At 65.7% G+C, this 23,502-nt stretch carries 32 protein-coding genes and 1 tRNA gene; 18 read left to right on the top strand and 15 right to left on the bottom strand.

What is annotated here, in order from left to right:
* The first annotated feature begins 77 nt into the window (after positions 1-77).
* The gene (gene ppk1, locus EI982_RS09495; RefSeq protein ID WP_157689473.1) at positions 78-2,630 is read left to right on the top strand and encodes a polyphosphate kinase 1; all 2,553 of its coding nucleotides are present in this window, start codon (positions 78-80) and stop codon (positions 2,628-2,630) included.
* Here the strand turns inward: ppk1 and EI982_RS09490 are convergent.
* Positions 2,546-3,232, bottom strand: a complete 687-nt coding sequence (locus EI982_RS09490; protein ID WP_157689472.1) for a metallophosphoesterase family protein — start codon at positions 3,230-3,232, stop codon at positions 2,546-2,548. The two genes, ppk1 and EI982_RS09490, sit on opposite strands and share 85 nt — an antisense overlap.
* A 341-nt stretch (positions 3,233-3,573) precedes the next feature.
* On the opposite strand from EI982_RS09490, the gene EI982_RS09485 reads away from it, so the two are divergent.
* Positions 3,574-5,445 carry an aldehyde ferredoxin oxidoreductase family protein gene (locus EI982_RS09485; RefSeq protein WP_199243778.1) on the top strand — a complete coding sequence of 624 codons (1,872 nt, stop codon included), beginning with the start codon at positions 3,574-3,576 and terminating at the stop codon, positions 5,443-5,445.
* Positions 5,446-5,455: 10 nt separating this feature from the next.
* On the opposite strand, the gene EI982_RS09480 is transcribed toward EI982_RS09485, so the two are convergent.
* On the bottom strand, positions 5,456-5,851 hold the full coding sequence (locus tag EI982_RS09480) for a hypothetical protein (RefSeq protein WP_233255321.1): 396 nt from the start codon (positions 5,849-5,851) through the stop codon (positions 5,456-5,458).
* A gap of 102 nt (positions 5,852-5,953) precedes the next feature.
* Here EI982_RS09480 and EI982_RS09475 point away from each other — a divergent pair, with 102 nt between their 5' ends.
* The 5 genes from EI982_RS09475 to EI982_RS09455 all read left to right on the top strand — a co-directional run bounded on the left by EI982_RS09475 (position 5,954) and on the right by EI982_RS09455 (position 8,892).
* Positions 5,954-6,889: a DMT family transporter gene (locus tag EI982_RS09475; protein ID WP_157689470.1), complete on the top strand. Its 936-nt coding sequence runs from the start codon at positions 5,954-5,956 to the stop codon at positions 6,887-6,889.
* A gap of 98 nt (positions 6,890-6,987) precedes the next feature.
* Positions 6,988-7,806, top strand: coding sequence for an SAMP-activating enzyme E1 (ubaA, locus tag EI982_RS09470; protein WP_157689469.1), 819 nt, complete (start codon positions 6,988-6,990; stop codon positions 7,804-7,806).
* A gap of 71 nt (positions 7,807-7,877) precedes the next feature.
* Positions 7,878-7,950, top strand: a tRNA-Pro gene (locus tag EI982_RS09465).
* A 64-nt stretch (positions 7,951-8,014) separates the two neighbouring features.
* Positions 8,015-8,353 carry a hypothetical protein gene (locus EI982_RS09460; RefSeq protein WP_157689468.1) on the top strand — a complete coding sequence of 113 codons (339 nt, stop codon included), beginning with the start codon at positions 8,015-8,017 and terminating at the stop codon, positions 8,351-8,353.
* Positions 8,350-8,892, top strand: a complete 543-nt coding sequence (locus tag EI982_RS09455) for a hypothetical protein (protein WP_157689467.1) — start codon at positions 8,350-8,352, stop codon at positions 8,890-8,892. Before EI982_RS09460 ends, EI982_RS09455 begins: the two co-directional genes overlap by 4 nt.
* A 244-nt stretch (positions 8,893-9,136) precedes the next feature.
* Here the strand turns inward: EI982_RS09455 and EI982_RS09450 are convergent, their stop codons facing one another.
* The 10 genes from EI982_RS09450 to EI982_RS09405 all read right to left on the bottom strand — a co-directional run bounded on the left by EI982_RS09450 (position 9,137) and on the right by EI982_RS09405 (position 13,958).
* A complete protein-coding gene (locus EI982_RS09450; RefSeq protein WP_157689466.1) occupies positions 9,137-9,328 on the bottom strand; it encodes a hypothetical protein in 192 nt (63 codons plus the stop codon).
* Positions 9,329-9,466: 138 nt separating this feature from the next.
* A complete protein-coding gene (locus EI982_RS09445) occupies positions 9,467-9,706 on the bottom strand; it encodes a hypothetical protein (RefSeq protein ID WP_157689465.1) in 240 nt (79 codons plus the stop codon).
* A 3-nt stretch (positions 9,707-9,709) separates the two neighbouring features.
* The gene (locus tag EI982_RS09440) at positions 9,710-10,102 is read right to left on the bottom strand and encodes a hypothetical protein (RefSeq protein ID WP_157689464.1); all 393 of its coding nucleotides are present in this window, start codon (positions 10,100-10,102) and stop codon (positions 9,710-9,712) included.
* A 2-nt stretch (positions 10,103-10,104) separates the two neighbouring features.
* Positions 10,105-10,629, bottom strand: a complete 525-nt coding sequence (locus tag EI982_RS09435; RefSeq protein ID WP_157689463.1) for a hypothetical protein — start codon at positions 10,627-10,629, stop codon at positions 10,105-10,107.
* A gap of 1 nt (position 10,630) precedes the next feature.
* Positions 10,631-11,329 carry a hypothetical protein gene (locus EI982_RS09430; protein WP_157689462.1) on the bottom strand — a complete coding sequence of 233 codons (699 nt, stop codon included), beginning with the start codon at positions 11,327-11,329 and terminating at the stop codon, positions 10,631-10,633.
* 234 nt (positions 11,330-11,563) lie between these two features.
* Positions 11,564-12,445: a hypothetical protein gene (locus tag EI982_RS09425; RefSeq protein ID WP_157689461.1), complete on the bottom strand. Its 882-nt coding sequence runs from the start codon at positions 12,443-12,445 to the stop codon at positions 11,564-11,566.
* Positions 12,438-12,785: a hypothetical protein gene (locus EI982_RS09420; RefSeq protein WP_157689460.1), complete on the bottom strand. Its 348-nt coding sequence runs from the start codon at positions 12,783-12,785 to the stop codon at positions 12,438-12,440. Before EI982_RS09420 ends, EI982_RS09425 begins: the two co-directional genes overlap by 8 nt.
* Entirely contained in the window at positions 12,785-13,201 is a 417-nt protein-coding gene (locus EI982_RS09415) for a hypothetical protein (RefSeq protein WP_157689459.1), read from the bottom strand. The genes EI982_RS09420 and EI982_RS09415 overlap by 1 nt, the downstream gene beginning before the upstream one ends.
* 12 nt (positions 13,202-13,213) lie before the next feature.
* Positions 13,214-13,732: a hypothetical protein gene (locus EI982_RS09410; RefSeq protein ID WP_157689458.1), complete on the bottom strand. Its 519-nt coding sequence runs from the start codon at positions 13,730-13,732 to the stop codon at positions 13,214-13,216.
* A 1-nt stretch (position 13,733) separates the two neighbouring features.
* The gene (locus EI982_RS09405) at positions 13,734-13,958 is read right to left on the bottom strand and encodes a hypothetical protein (RefSeq protein WP_157689457.1); all 225 of its coding nucleotides are present in this window, start codon (positions 13,956-13,958) and stop codon (positions 13,734-13,736) included.
* Positions 13,959-14,246: 288 nt separating this feature from the next.
* Here EI982_RS09405 and EI982_RS09400 point away from each other — a divergent pair, with 288 nt between their 5' ends.
* The 6 genes from EI982_RS09400 to EI982_RS09375 all read left to right on the top strand — a co-directional run bounded on the left by EI982_RS09400 (position 14,247) and on the right by EI982_RS09375 (position 17,228).
* A complete protein-coding gene (locus tag EI982_RS09400; protein ID WP_157689456.1) occupies positions 14,247-14,735 on the top strand; it encodes a hypothetical protein in 489 nt (162 codons plus the stop codon).
* Complete coding sequence (locus EI982_RS09395) at positions 14,732-15,139, top strand: hypothetical protein (RefSeq protein ID WP_157689455.1); 408 nt, start codon at positions 14,732-14,734, stop codon at positions 15,137-15,139. Before EI982_RS09400 ends, EI982_RS09395 begins: the two co-directional genes overlap by 4 nt.
* Positions 15,136-15,819, top strand: coding sequence for a hypothetical protein (locus EI982_RS09390; RefSeq protein WP_157689454.1), 684 nt, complete (start codon positions 15,136-15,138; stop codon positions 15,817-15,819). Before EI982_RS09395 ends, EI982_RS09390 begins: the two co-directional genes overlap by 4 nt.
* Positions 15,816-16,268 carry a PD-(D/E)XK family putative nuclease gene (locus EI982_RS09385; protein WP_157689453.1) on the top strand — a complete coding sequence of 151 codons (453 nt, stop codon included), beginning with the start codon at positions 15,816-15,818 and terminating at the stop codon, positions 16,266-16,268. Before EI982_RS09390 ends, EI982_RS09385 begins: the two co-directional genes overlap by 4 nt.
* Positions 16,265-16,531, top strand: a complete 267-nt coding sequence (locus EI982_RS09380) for a hypothetical protein (RefSeq protein ID WP_157689452.1) — start codon at positions 16,265-16,267, stop codon at positions 16,529-16,531. Before EI982_RS09385 ends, EI982_RS09380 begins: the two co-directional genes overlap by 4 nt.
* A gap of 109 nt (positions 16,532-16,640) precedes the next feature.
* Complete coding sequence (locus tag EI982_RS09375) at positions 16,641-17,228, top strand: tyrosine-type recombinase/integrase (RefSeq protein WP_157689451.1); 588 nt, start codon at positions 16,641-16,643, stop codon at positions 17,226-17,228.
* Positions 17,229-17,348: 120 nt separating this feature from the next.
* On the opposite strand, the gene EI982_RS09370 is transcribed toward EI982_RS09375, so the two are convergent.
* The 3 genes from EI982_RS09370 to EI982_RS09360 form a co-directional block, all read right to left on the bottom strand.
* Entirely contained in the window at positions 17,349-17,888 is a 540-nt protein-coding gene (locus EI982_RS09370; protein ID WP_157689450.1) for a DUF2441 domain-containing protein, read from the bottom strand.
* 76 nt (positions 17,889-17,964) lie between these two features.
* Positions 17,965-18,975 (bottom strand): TIGR02391 family protein, encoded by a 1,011-nt coding sequence (locus tag EI982_RS09365; RefSeq protein ID WP_157689449.1) that lies wholly within the window; start codon positions 18,973-18,975, stop codon positions 17,965-17,967.
* Positions 18,976-19,109: 134 nt separating this feature from the next.
* Entirely contained in the window at positions 19,110-19,349 is a 240-nt protein-coding gene (locus tag EI982_RS09360; RefSeq protein ID WP_199243777.1) for a hypothetical protein, read from the bottom strand.
* A 98-nt stretch (positions 19,350-19,447) separates the two neighbouring features.
* Here EI982_RS09360 and EI982_RS09355 point away from each other — a divergent pair, with 98 nt between their 5' ends.
* From EI982_RS09355 to EI982_RS09335, 5 genes are all read left to right on the top strand, one after another.
* A complete protein-coding gene (locus EI982_RS09355) occupies positions 19,448-19,636 on the top strand; it encodes a ribbon-helix-helix domain-containing protein (RefSeq protein WP_157689448.1) in 189 nt (62 codons plus the stop codon).
* A 191-nt stretch (positions 19,637-19,827) separates the two neighbouring features.
* A complete protein-coding gene (locus tag EI982_RS09350) occupies positions 19,828-20,361 on the top strand; it encodes a hypothetical protein (RefSeq protein ID WP_157689447.1) in 534 nt (177 codons plus the stop codon).
* Positions 20,358-21,251, top strand: coding sequence for a hypothetical protein (locus EI982_RS09345; RefSeq protein WP_157689446.1), 894 nt, complete (start codon positions 20,358-20,360; stop codon positions 21,249-21,251). The genes EI982_RS09350 and EI982_RS09345 overlap by 4 nt, the downstream gene beginning before the upstream one ends.
* On the top strand, positions 21,232-22,284 hold the full coding sequence (locus tag EI982_RS09340) for a tyrosine-type recombinase/integrase (protein ID WP_157689445.1): 1,053 nt from the start codon (positions 21,232-21,234) through the stop codon (positions 22,282-22,284). The genes EI982_RS09345 and EI982_RS09340 overlap by 20 nt, the downstream gene beginning before the upstream one ends.
* Before the next feature lie 604 nt (positions 22,285-22,888).
* Positions 22,889-23,455, top strand: coding sequence for a DUF8173 domain-containing protein (locus tag EI982_RS09335; protein WP_157689444.1), 567 nt, complete (start codon positions 22,889-22,891; stop codon positions 23,453-23,455).
* Positions 23,456-23,502: the final 47 nt, after the last annotated feature.

The following is a 23,502-nucleotide window of genomic DNA, read 5'->3' as shown; positions in this document are numbered from 1 at the left end:
CCGATATCGCCGACCAACCCGTTCGGACGCTCGAACGCTCCCGGACCCGCGGCGGACGATCCTCGTGAGGTGGGCCGATGAGCGACCCCCACCTCTCGGCGCCCGACTACTACCTGAACCGGGAGCTCTCGGAACTCGCCTTTCAGGCACGCGTCCTCCACGAGGGAACCGACGAGCGCAATCCGCCGCTCGAACGGCTCCGGTTTCTCGCCTTCTTCACGAAGAACACCGACGAGTTCTTCATGAAACGCGTCGGCGGACTCAAACAGCAGATCGACGCGGGCGTGACCGAGACGACGCCCGACGGCCGAACGCCGGAAGAGCAGTGGCGCGAGGTGCTCGACACCGCACGACCGCTCTTTCGGCAGCAGTCCGAATACTGGCGGACGACCCTCGAACCGGCGCTCGCGGACGCGGGGATCGAGATCCGCGACCCCGACACCCTCCCGGCGGACGAGCGCGATCACCTACGGACGTATTTCGAGGAGTCCATCCTGCCGACCCTGACGCCGCTCGCGTTCGATCCGGCGCATCCCTTCCCCTTCATCTCGAACCTCTCCCTTTCCCTCGCCGTGCTTTCGTCGGACGATTCCGACGAGCCGACGTTCACCCGTATCAAGATCCCGTCGAACCAGCCCCGACTGATCGAAGTCCCCGACGGGAGCGATCGGTACGTCCTCATCGAGGACCTCATCGAGAGCAACCTCGACCTCCTGCTTCCCGACCTCGACATCCGCGACGTGTCCAAGTTCAAGGTGACCCGCAACGCCGAGGTACGGCGCAACGAGGAGGTCGCCGAGGACCTCATCGACATGGTCGAGGAGGTCCTCGAACAGCGCCGCTTCGCGACGGTCGTCCGGCTGGAGGTCGACGCCGACATGCCCGAGGAGTCGGTCTCGATCCTCAAGGAACACCTCGACGTGGACGACCGGGAAGTGTTCCACCGCGAGGGGCCGATCGACTTCGAGGACTTCTTCGAACTCGTCGAACTGGACCGTCCCGAGCTCAAGCTTCCCCCGTGGACGCCGCAGGCACATCCACGCCTGGGGCCGGTGACCGGGGACGTCCGGGACGAGCCGACGGACATCTTCGACGAGGTACGGGCGGGGGACGTTCTGGTCCATCACCCCTATCACTCCTTCGAGGGGACGGTACAGCGGTTCCTCGACGCGGCGGCGACCGACCCCGACGTGCTCGCGGTGAAGGCGGCCATCTACCGGACCGCGAGCGATTCGAAGGTGATCCAGAGCCTCATCGACGCCGCAGACAACGGCAAGCAGGTGGCGGTGATGGTCGAGCTCAAGGCCCGGTTCGACGAGAAGAACAACCTCGAATGGGTTCGGCAGCTCGAAGAGGAGGGCATCCACGTCGCCTACGGCACCGTCGGACTGAAGACACACACCAAGACGGCGCTCGTGGTTCGACAGGAGGCCGATGGCGTCCGACTCTACTCCCACGTCGGCACGGGGAACTACCACTCGGAGACGGCCAAGGGCTACTCGGATCTGGGGCTGTTGACCGCCGATCGGGACGTCGGCCACGACCTCACGAAGGTGTTCAACTTCTTCACTGGCCCCACCCTCGACGACCGGTTCCGGAAGCTCCTCATCGCCCCGGTGACGATGCGCGAGCGGTTCACGGAGATGGTCAGGCGGGAGGCCGAGCACGCTCGCCAGGGGCGCCGGGCCCGGATGGTCGTGAAGGTAAACGGGCTCGAGGATCCGGCGATGGTCGAAGAGCTCTATCGCGCCTCGATGGCCGGGGTCGAAATCGACCTGATCGTACGGGACATCTGTCGGCTTCGCCCCGGTATCGAGGGGGTGAGCGAGAACGTCACCGTCCACTCCATCGTCGGGCGGTTCCTGGAACACGCCCGCGTCTTCTACTTCGAGAACGCGGGCTCCCCCGAGTGGTATATCGGATCGGCCGACTGGATGACGCGGAACCTCGACCATCGGGTCGAGGCCGTCACGCCCGTCGAGGCCGTCTCGCTGCGGGAACAGCTTCGGTTCGTCTTGGAGGCGTCGCTGGCGGACAACCGCCGCCGGTGGGTGATGCGAAGCGACGGCAGCTACGAGCAGGTTACGCCGGGCGACGAGCCGGTGCGGGACGTTCAGGAGCTCCTGATGGCAGTCACGGAGGCCGCCCTCGAACGCGGCCACGGAGCGGGCCTGGAGACCGACACCGAACCGATCGCGGGCGACCTCCTCGTCACGGACGTCGATTCGAACGACGCCGCGTCCGGAGCCACGGACACGGGCGACGACCCCACCGACGCCGAGGAGTTCCAGTCGGAAGCTGACGACGCCGGCGAGGGCCAGTCGGGTGGCGGGAACGGCTCCGTGTTCGAGGCCCACGCCGACCGCTGGTACCGCCCCGACAGCGAGACGTACGACTGGGCGGTTCGAACGGCGGAGGGATCACGTCGATACTTCGAGACGCGCGACGGGGCACGGGAGCGGCTCCGGTCGGAGTACGAGCGAGTCACCGTCGGCCGTAGTCCGTCCCCCGCCTGTCGCCCGCCCGACGGCCGGATCCGACGCTCTCAGACCGGGGTGACGATCTTCGCGTCGTCCCGCTCCCGGTGGGTCGTCGTCCCGTCGACGGTCACGAAGGCGTCGCGGCGGTAGTCGTACGCGGTCAGCGGCCCGCCGTAGACACACCCGGTATCGAGGCCGACGGCGTGTGGCCGGTCGACCGGTCGGTCGTGCACGGTGTGGCCGAAGAACACGCGGAACGGGCCGTCGTAGCTCTCGTACCAGAACGGCCCCTCGTAGCCGTCACCGTGCGGGGAGCGCATCGTCAACAGCTCCTCGGCGGTGTGCGCGGCGAGCGGTCGCTCGGGGTCGACGCCCCCGTGGACGACCAGCGCGTCGGCGAAGGAGGCGGCGACGGGCAGCGACGCGAAGTACGCCCGGTCCCCCTCGCGGAGCCAGTCGGGGGACTTCTCGCCGCGGACGATCTTCCCCTCGTTGTTCCCGCGGACACTGAGCAACCGGTCGTCGGCGCGGACGAGGTCGACGACGCCGGGGCTGTCCGGGCCCTTCCGGACGAGGTCGCCGACGAAGACGACGAGGTCGTCGTCGCCCAGTTCCAGTGTCGCGAGGAGCGACTCCAGCGCCAGCCGGCTCCCGTGGACGTCGCCGACGACGTAGATATCGTGATAGCGGTCCGCGTCGATCCGTTCGTGGTGCGGTTCGACCGCGTCGTCGAACTGGGGTATCGCGTGCATTGGCGGAGTCTCTAGGGGTGGGTGTCCGCTCACACCCCACCCGGTCGTGGCCGACACCAAGAACTGGCGGAGTTAAGCGGTTGCTAATAGACGACTATACGGCTATGTATCGCAGCCTTCGATACCGTTCGCACAACCCGACGGAGTGGGTGCGGTCGGGTGTGCGGGACTCTCGAACGCTACGATAGGTCCCTTCGGGGTGTCGGTCCCGGGCGGCGTCGCCCCGGCAGTAGCCCCCCGTGAGCGACAAACGATTAGTATGCGGAGCGCCGACGGTGAATCCATGTCACAGACCACTGCCACGGCCGTCCGGCGGGCCGACACGTCGGTCGGAGTGTAACGTGTCCGAGACCGACCTCCCGTCCGTCTACGGTGGCGAGACCCTCCACGTCCACCTCGATACGGGCGAGTCCGAGACCGAACCGATCGACCCCGGGGACGCCCGCCGTTTCCTCGGGGGGAACGGCTTCGCGGTGAAGGCTGTCCACGACCACGTGCCGAGCGACGCCGACCCCCTCGACCCCGAGAACATCCTCGCGTTCACCGTCGGTCCGATGAACGGGACGCCGTTCCAGTCGACGAGTCGGGGCGTCGTCGGCTTCGTCAGCCCACAGACCGACGGCTTCTTCGACAGCACCTTCGGCGGTACGTTCCCCCGCGCCCAGAAGACGACCGGCTTCGAGTCCGTCGTCCTCCACGACGCCGCCGCGGACCTCTCCTATGTCCGGATCGGCGAGGACGGCGCCGAGGTGGTGCCGGCGCCGGACCTCGCGGGGCTGGACACCTACGAGACGTGTGCCGAAGTGGGCGACCGGATCGCCGCCGACGACGGCGTCGACGCCGAGGACGTCCACGTCATCGCCGCCGGGCCGGCCGGCGAGAACCTCGTGCGTTTCGCCTGTCTGCTCCACGACTCCGAGATGCGTGAAGGCGTCGCCGGCCGCGGCGGCGCCGGCGCCGTCCTCGGCTCGAAGAACGTCAAGGCCGTCGCCATCGAGGAGGGCGACTTCCGCCCCGACCCCGCCGCCGACGGCGAGCTCCGCGACCTCGTGGGCGGTCGGATGGGGCCCCTGATGGCCGAGACGGAGATGCTCCAGAACTACGGCACCAGCGGCCTCGTCAACCCGATCAACGAGATGGGGAAGCTCGGCCGGCGGAACAACCGGGTCGAACAGGCTTCCCGTGAGGAGGCCGAGGCGATCAGCGGCGAGCGCATCCGCGAGGAGTACGTCACCGAGGACACTACGTGTGCGAACTGCGCGGTCGCCTGCGGCAAACACGTCACCGTCGAGAGCGAGGGCGTCACCGACGGGAAGATCCCCGAGTTCGAGAGCCTCTTCGGCACGGCGACGATGACCGACGTCTTCGACGTCGAGCGCGTCATGAAGGCAAACGACCTCTGTGACCGCCTGGGGATGGACACCATCTCCTGGGGAGTCTCGGTCGCCTTCGCCCGCGAGTGTTACGACGAGGGACTCCTGACCGACGACGACTCCCCGTATCTCGACTTCGGCGACGCGGACGGGCTGGTCGAGCTCGCGCGGCGGACGGCCCACCGCGAGGGGTTCGGCGACCGCCTCGCCGAGGGGTCGTTCCGCCTCGCGGCCGAACTGGACGACGAGGCGGAACACTACCTCCACGGCGTCAAGGGCTTGGAGTTCGCCGCGCACTCGCCCCGCGGCCTGAAGGGGATGAGCATCGGCTACGCCACGGCCACCCGCGGCGGCTCGCACCACGACACCCGCCCCACGCTCCAGTACGACGGCGAACACGCCGAGACCACCGAGGGGACCCCCGAGTTCGCCGCCCGCATCCAGCATTTCACCGCCCTCGGCGACTCGCTCACCCAGTGCCGGTTCGTGAGCGAGGGCGGCTGGGGGAAACGCGTCACCGACCGCTACCGGGACGCGATCAACGCCGCGACCGGGTGGGACCTCTCGACCGACGACGTCGAGGGGATCGGCGAGCGCATCTACAACCTCGAACGCCTCGTCAACGTCGAACGCGGCGTCGCTCGCCGCGAGACGGACACCCTCTCCCACCGGGTGATGCACGAACCCATCCCCGAGGGGCCGAGCGAGGGGATGTACTGCCCGCCCGAGGAACTCGACCGGATGTTGGACGAGTATTACGACTTCCGCGGCTGGGACGACGACGGCGTCCCCACGGCCGCGCGACTCGACAGCCTCGGTATCGGCGAGTACGCGGACTGAGGCGCTCCGCTCATCCGTTCGCGCCGCGGTAGCCGACCAGCACCCACGTCCCGACGGCGACGGCGGCCGCGACGAGCACGAAGACCCAGAAGGCGACCCAGGCCCCCGCGCCGGGACTGCCGGTCCACACCCCGGCGGCGACCCCGGCTAGGCCGGCGAGCACGAACGGCGCCAGGAAGGGAAAGTCGGTCCAGGAGCCGCCGGCGTTGCGGTACTCGACGGCGTATCCCCAGACGTTGCCGACGGTGAACTGGAAGATGACGAGCCCGAACAGCCCCGAGACGAGGGCGCGCACCGCCGCCACGCCGGTGACCTCGTCGGCGCGCGACAGCGAGACGCCGATGCCGGCGAGGAGGACGACGACCATCAGGGCGTGCCAGGGACGGAGTCGGTCGCGGAGGGCCATGGGCCCGACTCGCCCGCGGAGGCAAAGAGGCCACCGGCGGATCTCGCCGCCGGACACGGTTTTCTTGCCAACCCGGGTCGTTGGCCCGACCGGAGCCCTCCGATGAACCGGGATCGACTCCTCGCGGCCACCCCTCTCCTCGCGGCGACGTTGTGGGGCGGAATGTACGTCGTCAGCAAGTGGGGGTTCGACGCCATCCCGCCGTTGACGCTCGTCTTCCTGCGGGTCGCCCTCGGCGCGGCGGCGCTGTATCCGATCGTTCGGCTGACGACGCCCACGCGCTCCTTTTCCCGCCGGGAGTGGTGGCGGCTGGCCGGCCTCGCCGTCTGGCTGACGGCCGCCCTGTCCACGCAGTTCGTCGGCACCGAGTTGACGAACGCGAGTTACGGGTCGCTGTTGACCGTCTCGACGCCCGTGTTCATCCTCGCGCTCGGCGTGACCGCCCTCGACGAACGGCTCACACGGCACAAGGCCGGCGGCACCCTCCTCGCGGTCGCCGGGACCCTCGTCGTCCTCTCCGGCGGGGGTGAGGGCGGGGGCGTCGTCCCCTCGTTCACCGACGGGGTCGTCTTCGGGGTTGCGCTGTTGCTCGTCTCGTCGTTCTGTTTCGCCGCCTTCACCGCCTTCGGCAAGCCGCTCGTCCGGCGGTACTCGGCGCTCGAAACCGTGACCTACGCGACCGTCCTCTCCGTTCCCCTGTTCGGGCTGCTGGTCCCCCTCGACGTCGTGTGGCGGCCGGCCCCCCTCGCGTCCGTGCCGATCACCCTCCCCGTCGTCGGGGCCGTCCTCTACCTCGGGCTCCTCAGCACCGCGGCCGCGTGGTACTGCTGGTACAAAGGCATGGAGTACGCGGACGCAAGCAGCGTCGGCGTCTTCTTTTTCGCCCAACCCGTCGTCGGCATCCTCCTCGGGGTCGTCCTCCTCGGCGAGTCGATCGGTCCCGGCTTCTTCGTCGGCGGGACCCTCCTCGCCGCCGGCGTCTACGTCGTGAACCGCGCCGACGAGCCGTCGGACTCGGCCGCGCCCGACGCCGCGTGAACGCGCCGATACGGTCGCTATCGCGACGTGTCGGTCGCACTTCGCCCGTCGCACACGGACGGCACGGATTTATCCACCTCGACCACCGAGGGGGCAGTATGAGTGGGCTCTCGCTCGACGCCACGCAGCTCGACCGGTACTCCAGACACATCATTATGGACGAGGTCGGCCCCGAGGGACAGAAGCGACTGCTGGATTCGAGCGCGCTCGTCGTCGGCGCCGGCGGGCTCGGCGCGCCGGTCATCCAGTACCTCGCGGCCGCGGGCGTCGGCCACATCGGCGTCGTCGACGACGACGTGGTCGAGCGCTCGAACCTCCAGCGTCAGGTGATCCACGGCGACGCCGACGTCGGCCGGCCGAAAGTCGAGAGCGCGCGGGACTTCGTCGCGACGCTCAACCCCGACGTCGACGTCGACACCCACGAGACTCGCCTCGACCGCTCGAACGCCGACCTGATCGAAGGTCACGACGTGGTCGTCGACGCCTCCGACAACTTCCCGACGCGCTATCTCGTCAACGACCGCGCCCGACTCGCCGGGGTTCCCGTCTCCCACGGCGCCATCTACAAGTTCGAGGGACAGGTCACGACCCTGCATCCCGACGGCCCCTGCTATCGGTGTCTCTTCCGCGAGGCGCCCGAACCGGGGACGGTCCCCGACTGTGCGACCACGGGCGTCCTCGGCGTCCTCCCCGGCACCATCGGCTGTATCCAGGCCACCGAGGCCGTGAAGCTCCTGCTCGACGCCGGGGACCCGCTGGTCGGCCGGATGCTCTTCTACGACGCCATGGACATGACCTTCGACACCGTCCCCTACGCCGAGGATCCGGACTGTCCGGTCTGTGGCGAGGACCCCATCGACTCCATCGAGGACGTGGAGTACGTCGACGGCTGTGGCATCGGCGCCGGCGCGGACTGATTCCGGCCGTCCCGTCGCCCGGATGAGCCGAACGAAATCCTTTAGCGCCCGCGCGGAGCAGTTGGACGTGCGGGACCGTGGGTTAGCTTGGTATACTTCGGGCCTTGGGTGCCCGTGACCCCGGTTCGAATCCGGGCGGTCCCACTACGTACAAGTACGTTTTCCCGGGATCCCTGATAGGTAGCGGCCGCTCCGCGAGGTGGTCCGCATGAGCGTCGAGGACCCGGTCGACGTCCGCGTCGACCTGGACGCAGACGACAACTCGGTCCGTGCGGTCGTGACGAAGCGTCGCGAACTCGAGATCGACGACCTGTTCGTCGACGGCGAACTCCGGCTGTGGGAGGACGACCTCGGATGGACCGGCTACGTCCGCGAGGAGATCGACGAGGTCACCCTCTACTACCGCGTGAACAATCGCCACGACGATCGGTGGAGCGACCACGTCGTCGTCGGCGAGCAGGCCGTCCGCGAGGCGGTCCGCCAGCATATCCGTGACCCGCTCGCCGGTGAGGCGGGCCGGTTCCGGCGGGGGTGCTCTCCACCATGAGTACCGGGAAGTCCCTCGCTGACGACGTCGAGCGGATCGACGACAACGTGAACGGACTCTTCGCGAAGGTCAGCGACCTCGCCGACCGCGTCGACGAGCTCGAGGACGAGAACGAACGCCTTCGCGAAGAGCTCCAGGAGGCGAAGAACGACGCGGAACTCGCGGTCGCTGTGGCCGGCGAGACGAGCGACCGGGCCCGCGCCGACGGCGGTCCGACGAAGGTCAAGCGCGCGGAGCTCCTTTCCCGCAACGAACTCGTCAGGCAAGCGATCAAGACCGCGGGGAAGGGCGGCGCCGTGACGGCCGGCGACGTCGTCGACATGGCCCGACCGGAGACGAACCTCCATCATCGGACCGTTCACGACGCCTGGGACAAGCTCGTCAGCCGGTGGGGTTCGATCCGCGTCCAGGAGCGCGACGACGCCGCGAACCGTCTCGTCGTGGACCGTGACGACCTCGAGGACGAACTCGTGCGTCTCGTCGACGACGACCTCAGCGATACGCAACTCGCTGAGGAGCTTCACAGAGGGAGGACGTAGAACGGTGCCCGCGACCTACCACTCCAAGCCCCCACCACGAAAGTAGGCTGTAGCCTACTCCAAGTGTAGTTTCGTAAGTATGTGTTCGTTAGAGTGAGGTAAATCGGCTGTAGCGGTGCGTAGCGGTGCGTTTTCGATGTTTCAGCGTCCCTCAGTACTCTCGGATCGGCTGTGAAGTCTCTCAGTACGTGCCGGCAGGAACCGCCGCTTTTCGAGGTGGTCGGCGTGATCTACGCGAGCGAAGTCACTCCGGGGCACCTTTCTCGAGATCGCCGACGACGTCGTCGGCGATCGTGTCCGAGCGCATGATCGGCCGGCCCTCCGGATCCTCGAGGACGACGCTCCCGTCGCCAGGGTAGTGCCGTCGAAGGTCCGGCTGGGGCCATCGGACGTGTTCGGCGACGCGCTCCCACTCGTCGGGAAGCTCACTCGTCATCGGCTTCACTCCAGGGATCGAGTCGCTTCATGACCCGCTTCGCGTACTGGTTCCATTTCCACGGCGCCGTCATGAGCGCTAGAAGGAACGCCCAGAGCGGGATACGGTGAAACAGCCACGCGGGAGGTTCCGACGGGATCACGACTCGTCACCGTCCCGATAGACGATGCGCGGCTCTAGCGCTTCGACCGCGCGCTCGTCGACGTCGAGTTCGTCACGGAGACGATCGTCGTCGACGTCGTCGCGACCCTCCGCGAGCGCGACCACGGCCGCGGCGATGAGCTGCACGCGCGGTTTCATCCGGTAGACGAACAGGACGGTGACCATGACGAAGGTCCCGACGTCCACCGGAGAGCCGAGCCATCCGACGTCGATCATCGTCTACTCGGCCACCCCCGCGCCGATCGACAGGAGCGGCCGGACGAGCCACAGTCCGACGGCGACGACGGCGAGCACGACGACGACGATCGCCGCCTCGTCGAGCCAGTCAGGGCCGATGTTCCTGAGATTCACCGAGATGTTCCGGAGTGGGTTCTGGGACTCTCCGGACGTCACATCGTCGACGCCGTCGCCGACGGTCGGGCCTGGCACGTCGACGACGTCGTCGGCGTACTCGGGTTGGTCGTAGACCGTGTCCCAGATGACGTTGCCGACGCCGCCGACCTCGCTCGGGATGTCCGCCTCCAGGGGCGACCGCCCGTCGCCGATAGCCTCGGCGATGGCACGACCCGCCGAGAGCCCGAAGTGCGTCGAGTAGGGGACTCCCGCGGGCATGGTCAGAGCCTCCCAAGGACCTCACGCCCGACCGAGACGCCAGGGATCGTTTGGCCGATCGAGTCGACGATTCCGGACGACCCGGAGTCGAGCGGATCGGACGACCCCGATCCACCCGAGTCCGACCCGCCGGACCCACTAAACGTGGTATCGCCGGAATCGCCGCCCCAGTTGATCCCGTCGTCCGTCGAGCCGGACGAGGAGTCCGAGCCGCCGGACCCGCCGTTGGGACCACCGAAATCGTAGTCGTCGGGGTCCCAACCTCCGGGATTGTTGGGGTTGTCCGCCGGGTCCTCGTACTGCCAGTCTCCCGACGTCGGATCGCTTGCGTCGGGCTCGGAGATCCCGGGCACGTCGGTCAGTTCGTCGTTGTCGGACGACTCGGAGGACCCGAAGCCCTCCGGGATGTCGACGATGGGTTGGACGGTATCGCCACCGCCGACGACCGCGTAGATCACGGCGCCGACGGCGGCGAGCGATGCGATCACGGCGATCATACCGTTGTCGTTGGACTGGTTGGTTGCCATGTTAGTCACCTCCGAATAGGAGCGCTGCGATCGCCGCGAGGATCAGGACGACCCCGGCGCCGACCGCGCCGATCATGCCGGACCCCGAGCCGGAGCCGCCGCTGCTCGACGGGCCGGAGTCGGTCGCCGGCTGATCAGACTCGACGACGTCGCCGGCGTTGTCGCCTTCGATGTACCGCGCGACTTCGTCACTCTCCTTGATGGCGCCGACGTCGACCGTCTCGCCGTCGGGGAGGGTCACCGTTGACGTGTCCGCGCCGAGCACCACGCCCTCTCGCCGGAGTGCGGGTGCCAAGGCAACTCCCTGCTCGTTGTCGGCGTTGACGATGCCGGCGTAGTTCGACGGGTCGATGGGGTCCGGGTTCGGATTATAGTCCTCTTGCTCGGTCGTGGCCCCGCCACCGGACGCGAACCCAGAAAGGTCCACGATCCGCCCGTTCCAGCCCGTTCCGACCGTGGAATCGGACGCGGCCATTTCTGGGGTCACCGTCACGGAGGCCAATCGCTCCCCGTCGCCAAGCAGGTAATACGTCCCTGGGACGTCCGGGGGACGCATCCGGGTACTTGCGGGACCGCCGCCGTGGCTCCCGATTCGTGTCGTTTCCCCGTTCGGCGCTTCGATCTTGAGCGTTCCGCGGGCGGGCTCGCCGACCGAGAAGGTGGTTCGGAGGCCTCCTTCCCATCGGCCGAGAGTCGCCATTTATGCCTCACCCCCGTTCCCGTTCCCACGGTCGCCGCTTCGGCCGGGCGGGGTCCCGTCGTGGGGGTCCCGGCCTTCCCTTGCGTTTCGCTTTCGGTGCCTCAATTCGTCGGGGTCTTCGCCGTATTTGAGCGCGTCCGCCCACTCCGATGTAATCACGCCCTCGCGTTCGAGGAGCGTAATGAGTGCTTGGACTCGCTCGTGGTTGTCTCTCTCAAGTCGTGACATGGTTGGTTAGATTTGATGGCTGTGTGCCGCAAGGGCCGGAGTCATAACGCGAAACTCCGATAGGTCGCTCCCGTTGGGGGCCGTGATCGTTACCGAGCCGTAGAACCCCGAGAGGGGAACGGACTTGTAGCTCCCCGCCGCCGAGGTGAATTGCGTGATCTTGTTGTTCCGGGACGTAGTTTCCCAGACGTTGATCGTTTCGTTCGCCCCGGCACTCTCGCGGTATCGGATCGAATTGAAGGCCACGGCACCCCTAAATTCGATGTAGTAACTACTGTCCGGCGAGAGGGAGGTGTTCGTGCCGATGTCCGCGTCGATTGCGTTACCCGCTCCCCCGTACTCAAGATTGTAGTCGCCAAGCTCGGGGATGGACCAATCGCCGCTTTTGCTCTCCGATTGGGTGGACGTGGGCTTGGCGTGGTGTGCCGTCGAATTTCCGACGTGATTGTTTAACTCCGTTTGGGTGGCCGGATCAAACGACAAATCCGCACCACTAACCGACCCATCCGGGTAGGTCCCGTCGAGTTGACCGTCGCCTACCGCGTTCGAGTCGATCAGCGCCGAGGTGATCCCGTCCACCGGTATGTCGAGGTCGCCGTTCCCGTCGACATGGAGTGCGGCGCCGAGCGATAAATCGAGCGACTGGCTCCCGCCGTTGACGAGGGGTTGGCTGACCGAGACGGGACTGTGATGATCCGATGCCCCGACACCAGTGAGTTGAGCGTGGTCGGTAACGCTGAGTTCGACCCAGTCGGTGCCATCGTAGACCCAACTGGTGTTTTCGTCGGTCTCGTACCACGTTTCGCCCTCTTCGACGCCGTTGGGAGGAGTACCAGCTTGGACGTAGTTATAGAACTTCTCCGGGAGAAGCTGATTTACGTCACTCACCGGCCCACCCCCCGGCGATAGCCGCGCCCACGCCCTTCGGGTCACGGAACTCGACCTTGTCGATCTCCCACTTGTCCGCGACGATGGTCGCCCCGGCAAGTTCGAGGTCGAAGGTGTCGCCGCCGGTCGTGGTGATCCGGGCGACGATGTCGGCGGTTCGCGTCACCCATAGCTCCTGGATCACCTCCTCGGGATTGAGTTCGTACGGGTACCCGCCACCGTCGTAGGAGTACGCGCCGCCGAACTCGTAGTTGTCCGTCTCCATCGTCCCGGTGGCGTTCGTCGAGATTGGCTCGGCGGAGCTTCCGCGGACCGCCTGGGAGAACTCCTCGCTCGGCATTAGAGCCACCTCCGAAGCGGCGCCAGGATCCGGCTCGCGCCACCAGCGTACTCGACGACGATGCTCACGTTGAAGTTGTACGCATACTGATCTGCGGTGTTCTCGACCTCGACGCCGACAGTCCGGCCTTCACGCACTTCGCGAGCGACCGGGAAGCTGAACCGATCTGCGTCGCCGGCGATGTACTCGCGACCGCGGTACGTCAGTAGCGGGACGCGTCGCTCGGTGTCGGACGACGGTTCGACGTCTTTGAACGGCGTCGCCTGGAGAGCGAACTCGGCACCGCGGTAAATCCGCACTTCGATCGTCTCGATCGTCGCGTCGCGATCCATCTCTTTCGTGAGTGTGATCGTCTCTCCCGGATCGACACTCTCCGAAAAATGGATGGTATCGCGCCGCTCGTCTGCTTGGGTCACGAGAGACCCCTCCTATCGCTGGACCTTGCCGTAGTACAGCTTGCCGGTCGATGCATCGGGGTCGATCTCGTAGCCGTCGCTCGTGTCGTCGGCTTCGATCCGGACCTCGAGGTTGCGGCCAGGGCCGGCGAGGTCACCCTCGGCCGACATGGCCGCTTCGATCACGCGCTCGGTGCGCTCGTCGTTCGCCGAGTCGCGGAGTTCCTCGAGGGACTCGAACGTGACGCTCGCGAGCACGCGGTCGCCTTCGGAGTCGGTGACCGCCAGGACGACGTCGCCGCGGATGTCGTCACCAGCGGTCGCGGTACCGTTGCCAGAAGCGACGAGGTCCATGTAGACGAACCCGCTCGCGGCGGAGCGCCGATCCGGCCCGTAGCCGTGATACAGAAGCTGGTCGTCGTTGACCTGCTTCTGCCAGACGGTTACCTCGGTGCCGGCCTTGAGGTCGTCCTGGTCGAGGTCGCCGGCCCGGATCGTCTTCTTGTTGCCGAGTCCGGCCGCGCGGCCGTCGACGACGAGCTGCTTGGGCATCTTACATCACCCCCAGGCCACTATCGGAGTCTTCGCCCGTCGCCGGGTTGAAGCCGATGAGGTCACCGAGCGCGCTGTTCGCACGGGAAGCGAGATAGCCCCCGATACCCTGTGCCATCGCGAAGATCGCGAACCCCACGATGAGCAGTCCGATCATCATGCCCGCCGAAGTCGGATCGGAGGTGTCGACCTCCTGGTCCGTGAGCGGGACTGGAATTTCTGCCATGCTACGCTCTCACCGAGGGCTCAGACACGTATAATCGACTCTTAGGGTGGGGTAGCGACCGATTTGGGGGGGCACCCTTAGTCGGGTTGATGTATCTCGCGGTTGAAGTGGGGGTATGCCCTTTGTCGGTCCTCTCGGGGCGCTCCTGGTTGGGTTCATAGTCGCCGCCGCCTGCGATATTTTGGGGAACCAACGAACGCGAGGGTTCACCCGATTCGGATTCGGGGTGGTGGCCGCGCGAGCCTTCGGGATTAGCATGGGGGGGCTGGCAAGTTTCGGGGCCGACGTATGGGGGCTTTTCCCGCTATGAAAGGAAACAGGGAACAGCAGAAATCGACCGATAGACAGTGTCAACACTGCGGACTGTGGTTCGACGTGAGAGGCCACAAATCGCATGAACGAAACTGCGACTTCGAACAATACGACCGTCGCATCATCCCCCTCGAAAACGAGGATGGGGACCCTGGCGACGAGAAGGGTCCCACCCCACAAGACGGCGTCGGGGATACCCCCACACCCGAAGGGTCGACCCCAAACGACGACCCGGCCCGAACCGACGGGGCCGGGCTCGGCCTCGAGGGACCGCCCGAGACGACCACCGACGACAACGGAGGTGAGAATATGAACTGTTGCGACAGTCCCGACCTCGAGGAGATCCCCGAAGGCACCGACGTCGACCTCGACAACGGAGTCACGATCACCACCGAAGCCGGGGACAAGTTCTGCACGAACTGTCAGGCCGTGGTCGAGGCTGACGGGGGGCGAATCGTCCGATGAGCGGCGACGGAATCCTCCCGTCCGACGCCGTCGACGTCGATCCGAGCGGTCCAACCGACGCGAGCGAAGCGGCCGCCGAGGCAACCGAGCAGCACGCCGCCGCCGAAGGCGCGGACGCGAGCGAGACGTCGGGCATGGGATCGACGTCCCAACTCCGGGAGATGCTGCTCTCAACAGACCCGTCGCCATCGCTCGCAGAGGTCGATTCGCCGTGGAACCCCGACCTCGGAGGCCCCTCGAGGATCTACCGCGCGTTCATGAAGATGGGCAACTTCGACGGGATGCCCGCCGCGCTCGACCTCGTGATCGGCTTCGGCGAGACGCTCAAAACCGTCTCCCTCGACGAGCCCGACGACCAGGACGACCAGGACGACGACGGGCTCCCGCCCGGCTTGGAAGCATGACTGAGACACCCATCTACGACACCGGGATCCCGTGGACCGACGGATACAACATGGCCGTCCTCGGGAAAACGCAAACCGGAAAGACGTCGATCTGCCGCGAACTCCAAGCGACGAGTCCGCGTGTCTCGGTGTGGCTCAACGAGGCGGGGATCGACCGGGTCGACGACGTCCCCGGATACACCGTCCAGTCGATCGACGGCCTTCGCGAAGCCTTCGCGAACAACGAGTTTGCGATCGAGTGGGTGAGTCACGACCGCCAGCGCGACATCCTCGAGCTGCAGAAGTTCCTGTTCGGTGTCGCCGATCGGGCCGATCGAGAGCTCATGATGCAGGTGATCGTCGACGAGGTCCAAGACGTCGCGCCCCAGGACGCAACGAGCGAGGATATGGAGGCGGTGAAGACGGTCCGCCGGTTCTGCAAGCGCGGGGTGAAGCGGAACATCAAGTTCGTCGCGATCACCCAGGACCCGACCGCCTACGACAAGCAGGCGCTTCGACAGTCGGAGTACCGGCTCATCTTCGACATGGCGAACGAGAACCGGAAGTCGTCGGTCCTCCGGAAGATGGGCTTCGACTGGGACGCCGTCGACGCGACGCCCGACCGCTACACCGGCGTCCTTCACGACGACTCGGGGACTGTTCTCGACGAGGACGTGAAAGCGGAGGCGCGGTTTGCATGACCCAACGTCATCGACTCAGCCGGACCGAGCGCCGTCGCCTCCAGGAGGACACCGGCGACCTCGCCGAGACGATCGCCACCGACGTCTACGCCGGATACAACCCCTTCGTCGACGCGGAGTGGTACGACGCAAAGCGGGACTCCGGCGCCGTCCTCGAGGTCAAGTCCGCCCTGTCGACGCTCGCGAACGGCGCCGACGGACGGTTCCGACTGTGGCGCGAGCAGCACGAGCAACTCCTCGAGCACGACCGCGACGGGAGCGCGCGCTACGCGTTCGTCCTCTTCGACATCGACGGTCGCGAGCCGGTCGCCCACCTGGTGCAGAAGCCCCCGGCGAAGGTCGGGCGGATCATCGGCGCGCGCGGTGGGTGGGGACCCTCGGGCCACGACTCCCAGGGCGAGCAGCACAAGCTACCAATCGAGGCGATCTTCGAGGACTACGACTCATGAAGCTCACAATCGAAGACGAAGCGGAAGGCGACGCATCGGCCGGTTACGTCACCATCGAAGCCGTCGACGACGACGGGGACCTCATCGTCGACGCCGACGTCGACCCGGTCCTCCTGGAAGACGTCGGCGACGCCTACCTGGACGCGGTCACGAACCCCGACGTCCTCCGCGCGCTCGCGGATCTGATCGAGGACGATCGTCGCGACGACTTCGATCCAACTATCGGACCCGGTGGTCCCGGGTGGCCGGAGGACAAACTGTGACCGAGAATCGGGGGGGAATCGGCCACGATCACGCCGGAAACCCCACCCGGACCGGCGTAATCACGGCGCCGATCCCGGGGGAAGTGACCGCAAAGCGCGCTTCCCGGCCATGCTAACGGAACCGTTCGACGAGAAGGATGGCCGGCGCGTGTGGCTCTCCGACCAGGAGGTCGACCTCCTCCTCGAGCACGCCGACGAGCAGCGCAGGCGCATCGCCTTCGCGCTCGGTGCCCGGGGTGGGCTCCGAAGCCACGAGGTCCTTGACGTCGCGCCCGCGCACGTCGTCGACGACGACCAGGTCGGAACGATGCTCCGCATCGTCGCCGGGAAGGGTGACAAGCCGCGCGAGACGCCCATCCCCCCGACCCTCGCCGCCACGATCCGTGCGATCGGCGAGCATCGCGACGCCGACCCGGACGTCCCGATCATCGACCGCTCGACGAGGACGCTCCGTCGATGGGTCACCACAACCGCCAACGTCCTCGTCGACGAGACGGGCGACGACCGGTGGTCGTATCTGTCGTTCCACGATCTCCGTCGCACCTGGGCCGGATCGCTCGCGAACAGCGACGTCGACGAACAGGTGGCGCTCCTGTGGGGCGGGTGGGCCGACCTTGAGACGTTCCTCGACCACTACCGGGGCGAGGCCTCGCCGAAGGCGCAGCGCCGCGAGCGCGAAAAGGTGGGGTGGCTGTGAGTGCGGTGCCCCGACTGTAATGGAGAAATGGCCGCCCCCTACTTCCCGAGTGAGGACTGGGAGTGTATCGACTGTGGTGCATCATGGGAACGGGAAAGCGAATGGAGCCGCGTCGACGACTCAGACTAAGGAAATCCGTCTTTCCTCGCCGAGAACACGTATAGGCGGTTCCGCGAGTATCTCTGTGAGGCCCTGCGTCATTTCGGGGGGCTGCTCACCTTCCCAATATTTCCGCTGGTAGTGGATATTCGACAGTAATTCAACACCTGCACCCAGCTGATTGTATCCCATCTCGACAGTTCGTGTGTTGTCGGCCTCCACCTTCCAGATGATTGCTTCATCTTGGTCAGAAGAAAACTCCCGAGCGAACGCTTCAGCCGCGTCCGGGGTTTCACACCCGAAAACGGATTGAAACCGAGACGTCTTCTCAGGGAATTCGAGTAACCGAATCACCTCACACCACGCCTCGATCCAGTATGATTGCTGGTCCTCGTCATTCTCTGGCGGCGAGAGATACTTTTCCCCGTGCGATGTCACCCCTTCAGGATACAATTCATGAGCAACGTCTTTTCGGAGGATAGACGCCTCAGATATTGGTTTGAGCGTGATCTCTTGCCCCTCCTCAAGTGAACAGTCGCGGTCGACATGGTAGAATTGCATCCTATTCGTCCTCGCTGTCGATCCATTTCCTCGCTACCGGGCTCGCCCCGATCACGGCGACGGCCGACACCATCGGCTACTCCTCCCCCCCTTCCTCAGGCGTCTCGTACCTGTCGAGCATTTTCAGCAACAGATCTACGAACACTATGTAACGCATCGCTACTGTTGCATCGACATCGTCAAGGAATCTTCCTCGTTCGGGATCGGGATTCCGATGGCTCATTGGATTTCGCATCGCCGCTATTGCCCCAGCGTAAAGAAACATCAAACCCTTCTGCTCGTTGTCCTCCTCGGCCCACCTGAACGCCCCCCCACCTCTGCGAAATGCCTGCTCCATCAGTTCTGTCGATGTGAGACCGCCAAGTTTCTCTGAATCCGCATTTCTGACTCGTTCACCGAGGATCTTCCCAGCTGCGGCGATGGCGTCGGAATGCTCTCCTCTGCGGACTTTCGAAACGCAGCTTGCTTCTAAGTCCTCGTCCAACTGCTCATCGTATACCTGTTGCTCAATACTCGGTGTGTCGAATTCCAAAAGTGAGGCTTGATCCGGTCCTACCGATTTCGGCGAGAAGTAGTCGATTATCTCTAACAGCCGACGCGCGACTGGCACACTGATTGGAGCGAAGGAGCGAGGGCGGGGGAGAAAAACTATCTTACCATCAAAATCTCTCTTGGTCAAACTTGGGTCAAGGTACGCTTCGAGCAATACAGCTGGATTACATTCCTCTGAATCAGTCTGTGCAAGGGGCTGGACTGGTGGGGCAAACCCACCAAGACAGACACGTGTTGTGTCAACGTACTCTAAGTATGACCTCACCGGACCAATCTCCGTTGGTTGTATTACCGGTGCTGGCGATTCCAATATTGAATAATCAAAATCAAACGTTTCTGCCAGCCATTCCAGATTACCTTTGAATTTATCACCGTACTCCGCCCCTCGATGCGAACAGAGTACAACGACTACTCCTCCATCTTTGAGATATCCAATCACACCCTCTGAAAGAACCGATATCGTATGTTGTATATTTTCCAGTTGGCTGCTCACATAATTTATTTTGGCATTAAAACCAGGCAGTGGGGTATCCAAGATTATCCCCTTACTCGAATAACGAACGCTATCAACGTGGCCCCAACGTTGCGCATCAGTTAACCGATCCAAGTTGCTAAACGCATCAAGAAAATCCTGGGAACGTGACAGGAGTTGAGCGTCGCACTCCACAATTAATTCCCGTTCTCGATTTCCTGCTTCCGCCGGTCGACCTCTTTCCGGACCGCCGCGACGACAAGATCACGCCGCTCCTCCCGCTGGTAGGACTCATACAACTCGTCGAGAATCGGATCGACGTCGAGTCGCAACGCGATTGCATGGCGGATCCACTCACTCCGGGAATCGCCGTACGAGAGGTTGGCGTCGACCATATCCAACATCTCGTCCTCGATACTGATAGACGGTTGTGCCATTATGCCATCTTAGCACTTGCTGATAGAAGAGTTTGGTTGATTAGCAAGCTGGTTCAGTAGCAACTTTTTTCTGCTAACGCGCTAAGTTAGCAACCGCGATGGCAAGCCCATCGATCACGGTCCCGGACGAGTTGCTGACGAAGATAGATCAGCAGCGAGCCCGGGACGCGGCCGAAACAGGTGACGTACAGAGTCGAAGCGAGTGGTTCCGTGAAGCCGCGCGGGAGAAGCTCGGTATCGACTACACGAACGACAACGGTCCGGAAGAGTCGAAGGGGGCGGCCTGAACCATGCCTGGTGACCCAAGCGCCCCCGACTCGGCAGACGGCCGACTCGCCGAAAAGTCCGACGGTGTGAAAACACGGGAGGACAACGAATGAACGGGAGTGGCTCTAAGGGGGGCACTCCCGGAATTTCTGACGGTTCGGAATCATTTAGTAAATCGCCCCTTACCGACGGCGGCCTCGACGCCGAGACGGTGCTCGCGACGGTCGACCCCGGCGACGTGGTCGAAGTCGCCGGGAGCCCCTACCGCGTCGTCGACGTCGAAGAGGACGAGGACGACGGCGTCCTCCGACTCTACGACCTCGTCGAGCGAGCCGAGAGGGTCAAAGCGGCCGGCGCGGGCGACGTCTCGATGTACCTCCACCGGTCGGAGTCCGAAGCGATCCAGACGCGCGTCGACCAGGAGCGCGAGCGTCGCGACGACCAGGAGGACGACGTCGACGAAGGAGACAGCGTCGAGACGGACGGCGGCTTCGAGCGCCTGAATGCGATGGAACGGCAGGCCGAGGCCATCGAAGACGTCGCCGAACAGATGCGGATTCAGAACGCGGCGCTCGTCGAACTGACGCGGACGCTCGACAAACTCGTCGCGGTCGAGATGACTGACCACCCCGGGGACGGACGGAGCGGTAGAAACGTCGCCGGGGCGGTCGAAGACGCCGCTCTTGACGTCGAGGAGCGCGTCGACCTGGACGCCGTCGACCGTGTCGCGGAGGGCGACGGATGAACCTCTCGCTCCCCCACCAAGCGCGCAGGGTCGACCCGATGGAAGCGCGGTACCAGGACGCGACCGCCTTCGAGCGCGCCCGGGACGAGGACGTCACCGTCGACGTCGGCGACGCCCCGGGCCGCGCCACCATGATCGTGGGCGACGGGGATCCCCACGACGTGGTCCTCGTCGAGGACGACGAGGGCGAGATTGGCTACTGCGACTGCGACGGGTTCGTCATGCATCAGGACGACCTCGCCGGCGGCGTGTGTGCCCACCTGGTCGCGCTCGCCATGGAGGCGACGCTGAACGAGGGCCTCATCAAGACCGTCGACGACGTCCTCGAGGTCGACGACGCCCGGGATCATCCCGACGTCGAACAGACCGACGTGGTAGACGCCGAGTCGGTCGACGCCGAGGCGAACACGACGGCCGACGTGATCGACGACGTCCAGGAGGCGAGCGCCGACGTCCCCGATCGGGACGATCGTGCCGAGCGCCCCGCGCCGCAACTTGACGATCCGTTCGCGAGCGCCATCGAAGGCGTCGATGAGCGGTTCGTGATGACCCTCGGAGGTGACCCGTACATCCGTCGCGAGGGCTGGCAGCGTCTTGCGCGCTCGGAGGGGTACCGTATCCGCCGGGACATGGTGACGCTCCAGTCCGAAACGGACTCGACGCTCGCCGAGTGCGAAGCCCAGGTTCTCGACGGCGACGACATCGTCGCGGAGGCGACTGGGACCGCACACATCGAGGCCGAGGACCTCGCCGGTGCAGTCGGGAACCTCAACGAGCTCGCGGAGACGCGCGCTATCTCCCGGGCGATGGGGTGGGCGACGGGTGCCGGTCTGTCCGCCGTCGAAGTCGACGCGAGCGCGGAGTACGAGGATGGGCGAGCGCGACCGTGATCCCGGTGCCCTCTCCCCCCGCGGCGCGGTGCAGCGGTACCTCCGACGCCGGCGCGCGGACGCGACCGACGCGTCGGTGCAGTCGTGGAAGTACCGACTCAAGCTGTGGGTCGAGTGGGTCGAGGGAATCGGCATCGACCGCGTCGACGAGCTGCGCGGGTACGACTTCGACGACTACTACGGCCTTCGGAGCGGCCGCGTCGCGCCGGCGACCCTGCAGAACGAGATGCAGACGCTTCGGCAGTTCACCGAGTACCTGGAGCAGATCGACGCCGTCGACGACCTCGCCGACTCGGTGCGGATTCCCGACGTCGACAAGGACGAGATATCGGACGACGTCTCCCTCGAGGCCGCCGACGCGCGGGAGTTGCTACGGTACTACCGCGGCTCGGACTCGTACGGGTCACGAAACCACGCTCTGCTCAAATTGGCGTGGTGGACCGGGGCGCGGCAGGGTGCCCTACGGGCGCTCGACGTCCGCGACTTCTACCCCGAGCATCAGTACGTCGACGTCCGTCACCGACCGTCGACGGGATCCCCGCTCAAGAACAAGTCCGACGGCGAGCGGCCGATCGGGATCCCGGAGGGTGTCGTCGACGTCGTCGAGACGTTCATCGACGAGAACCGATACGACGTCCTCGACGATCACGGACGCGCGCCGCTGCTCGCGAGTACTCGCGGGCGCCCCGCGGAGTCGACGATGCGGGACTGGGCGTACCTCGCGACGGAGCCGTGTCTCCACGGTCCCTGTCCTCACGGGAAGGACCGAGAAACGTGCGAGTGGACGCGCTACTCGCACGCGAGTAAGTGCCCGTCCTCGCGGTCGGTCCACCAAATCCGGTCGGGTAGCATCACTTGGCAACTCGACCAGGGGCTCCCGCCGGCGGTCGTCGCCGAGCGTGTGGACTCCGCAGTATCGACTATCAAGCAGCACTACGACGTCGCGACGCCTCGGGAGCGGCTCGAGGAGCGACGTCGACCGTTTCTCGAGAACCTCGATTTCGACCATGACGACACCGACACCGACGAGTGAGGAGTACAGCCACGGCTTCGGTTCCAACCCGGGCGGTCCCACTCCCACTTTTTGCTCGGTCACTCCGTTCCCTCGCAAAAACGTGGGGAAAAACCGCACGGCAGGATTCGAAGCAGGGAGTGGAGCGAAGGGGACCTCGCGGACGACCAACGGGAGTCCGCGACGGTCCCACCCCCACTTTCTGCTCGGCCACTTCGTCGCGGTGTGTCGCACCGGCTTCCCGAGGGGACGGAGTAGGCCGTGATCCGCGAGAACCGTCCATCGGCTGGTGCCGTGTGGTTGGGAAACCCAATTAGCTCGTGGTCGGCGGTTCCACCCACCCATCCGCCGTCGACCCCTCCACGATAGCGACACCCCGACGACTACCCGAAAAAGGGGAGCACACGACTGATCACGAACCAGATCAGGACGCCCACGACGGCCAGAAACGTCAGTATGCTTATAATGTCGCCGATCAGTTTGACGGGATCCATAGGCGAGCGAAATCCCGGACGGCAAATAACCGTTTGGGAGATGGACGCCCCGGTCCGTCGCCGCCGTCGTTCGCACCGCTCCGGTCGCCGGAGCGCAAAGGGTTAGTCACCCCCGTCCGACCCACGGGACGATGCCCTCCACCCGTTCGCTCGCCCGCGTCGGGAGCGCCGCCGTTCCCGTCGTCGCCGCGCTCTCGCTCGCGGGTCTCGCCGCCGCACAGTCTCCCGTCGCCGACGCCGACATCGGCGCCAGGCTCGCCGCCCGGTTCGTCGGCGGCTTCCTCGTCAACCTCGTGCTCGCCGGACTGCTCGTCCTCCTCGCGCCGTCGTACGCCCGACGGACCGTCGGCGCCATCCGGGACGACCCCGGGAGCGCCTTCCTGTGGGGACTGCTCGTCGGCATCGCCCTCCCCATCGGCCTCGTGTTGCTGGCGCTCACGATCATCGGCCTGCTGATCACCATCCCGGGACTGATCGGGGTGGCCATCCTCGGCGTCGTCGGCAACGCGGTCGCAGTCTGCTGGATCGGGGGACTCCTGACCGGCGGCGACGTCGACGGCGCGGCCGTCGGCGCCGGCGCCCTGGTGTTCGCCGTCGTCGCGGTGATCCCCCTCGTCGGCAACCTCGCGACGACCCTGCTCGGCTTTTTCGGCCTCGGCGTCGTCGGCCGGGACCTCTACACGTCGTGGCAGGGGTAGGGCGCGACGACCGTCGGAGCTTTTGTGTCCGGACGGCGAGCCCCCGG

Origin of the sequence: Haloplanus salinarum, from assembly GCF_009762275.1 — an archaeon.
Lineage (GTDB): Archaea > Halobacteriota > Halobacteria > Halobacteriales > Haloferacaceae > Haloplanus > Haloplanus salinarum.
The sequence above is the reverse complement of the archived record's forward strand: the minus strand, read 5'-3'. Positions and strand labels throughout refer to the sequence as shown.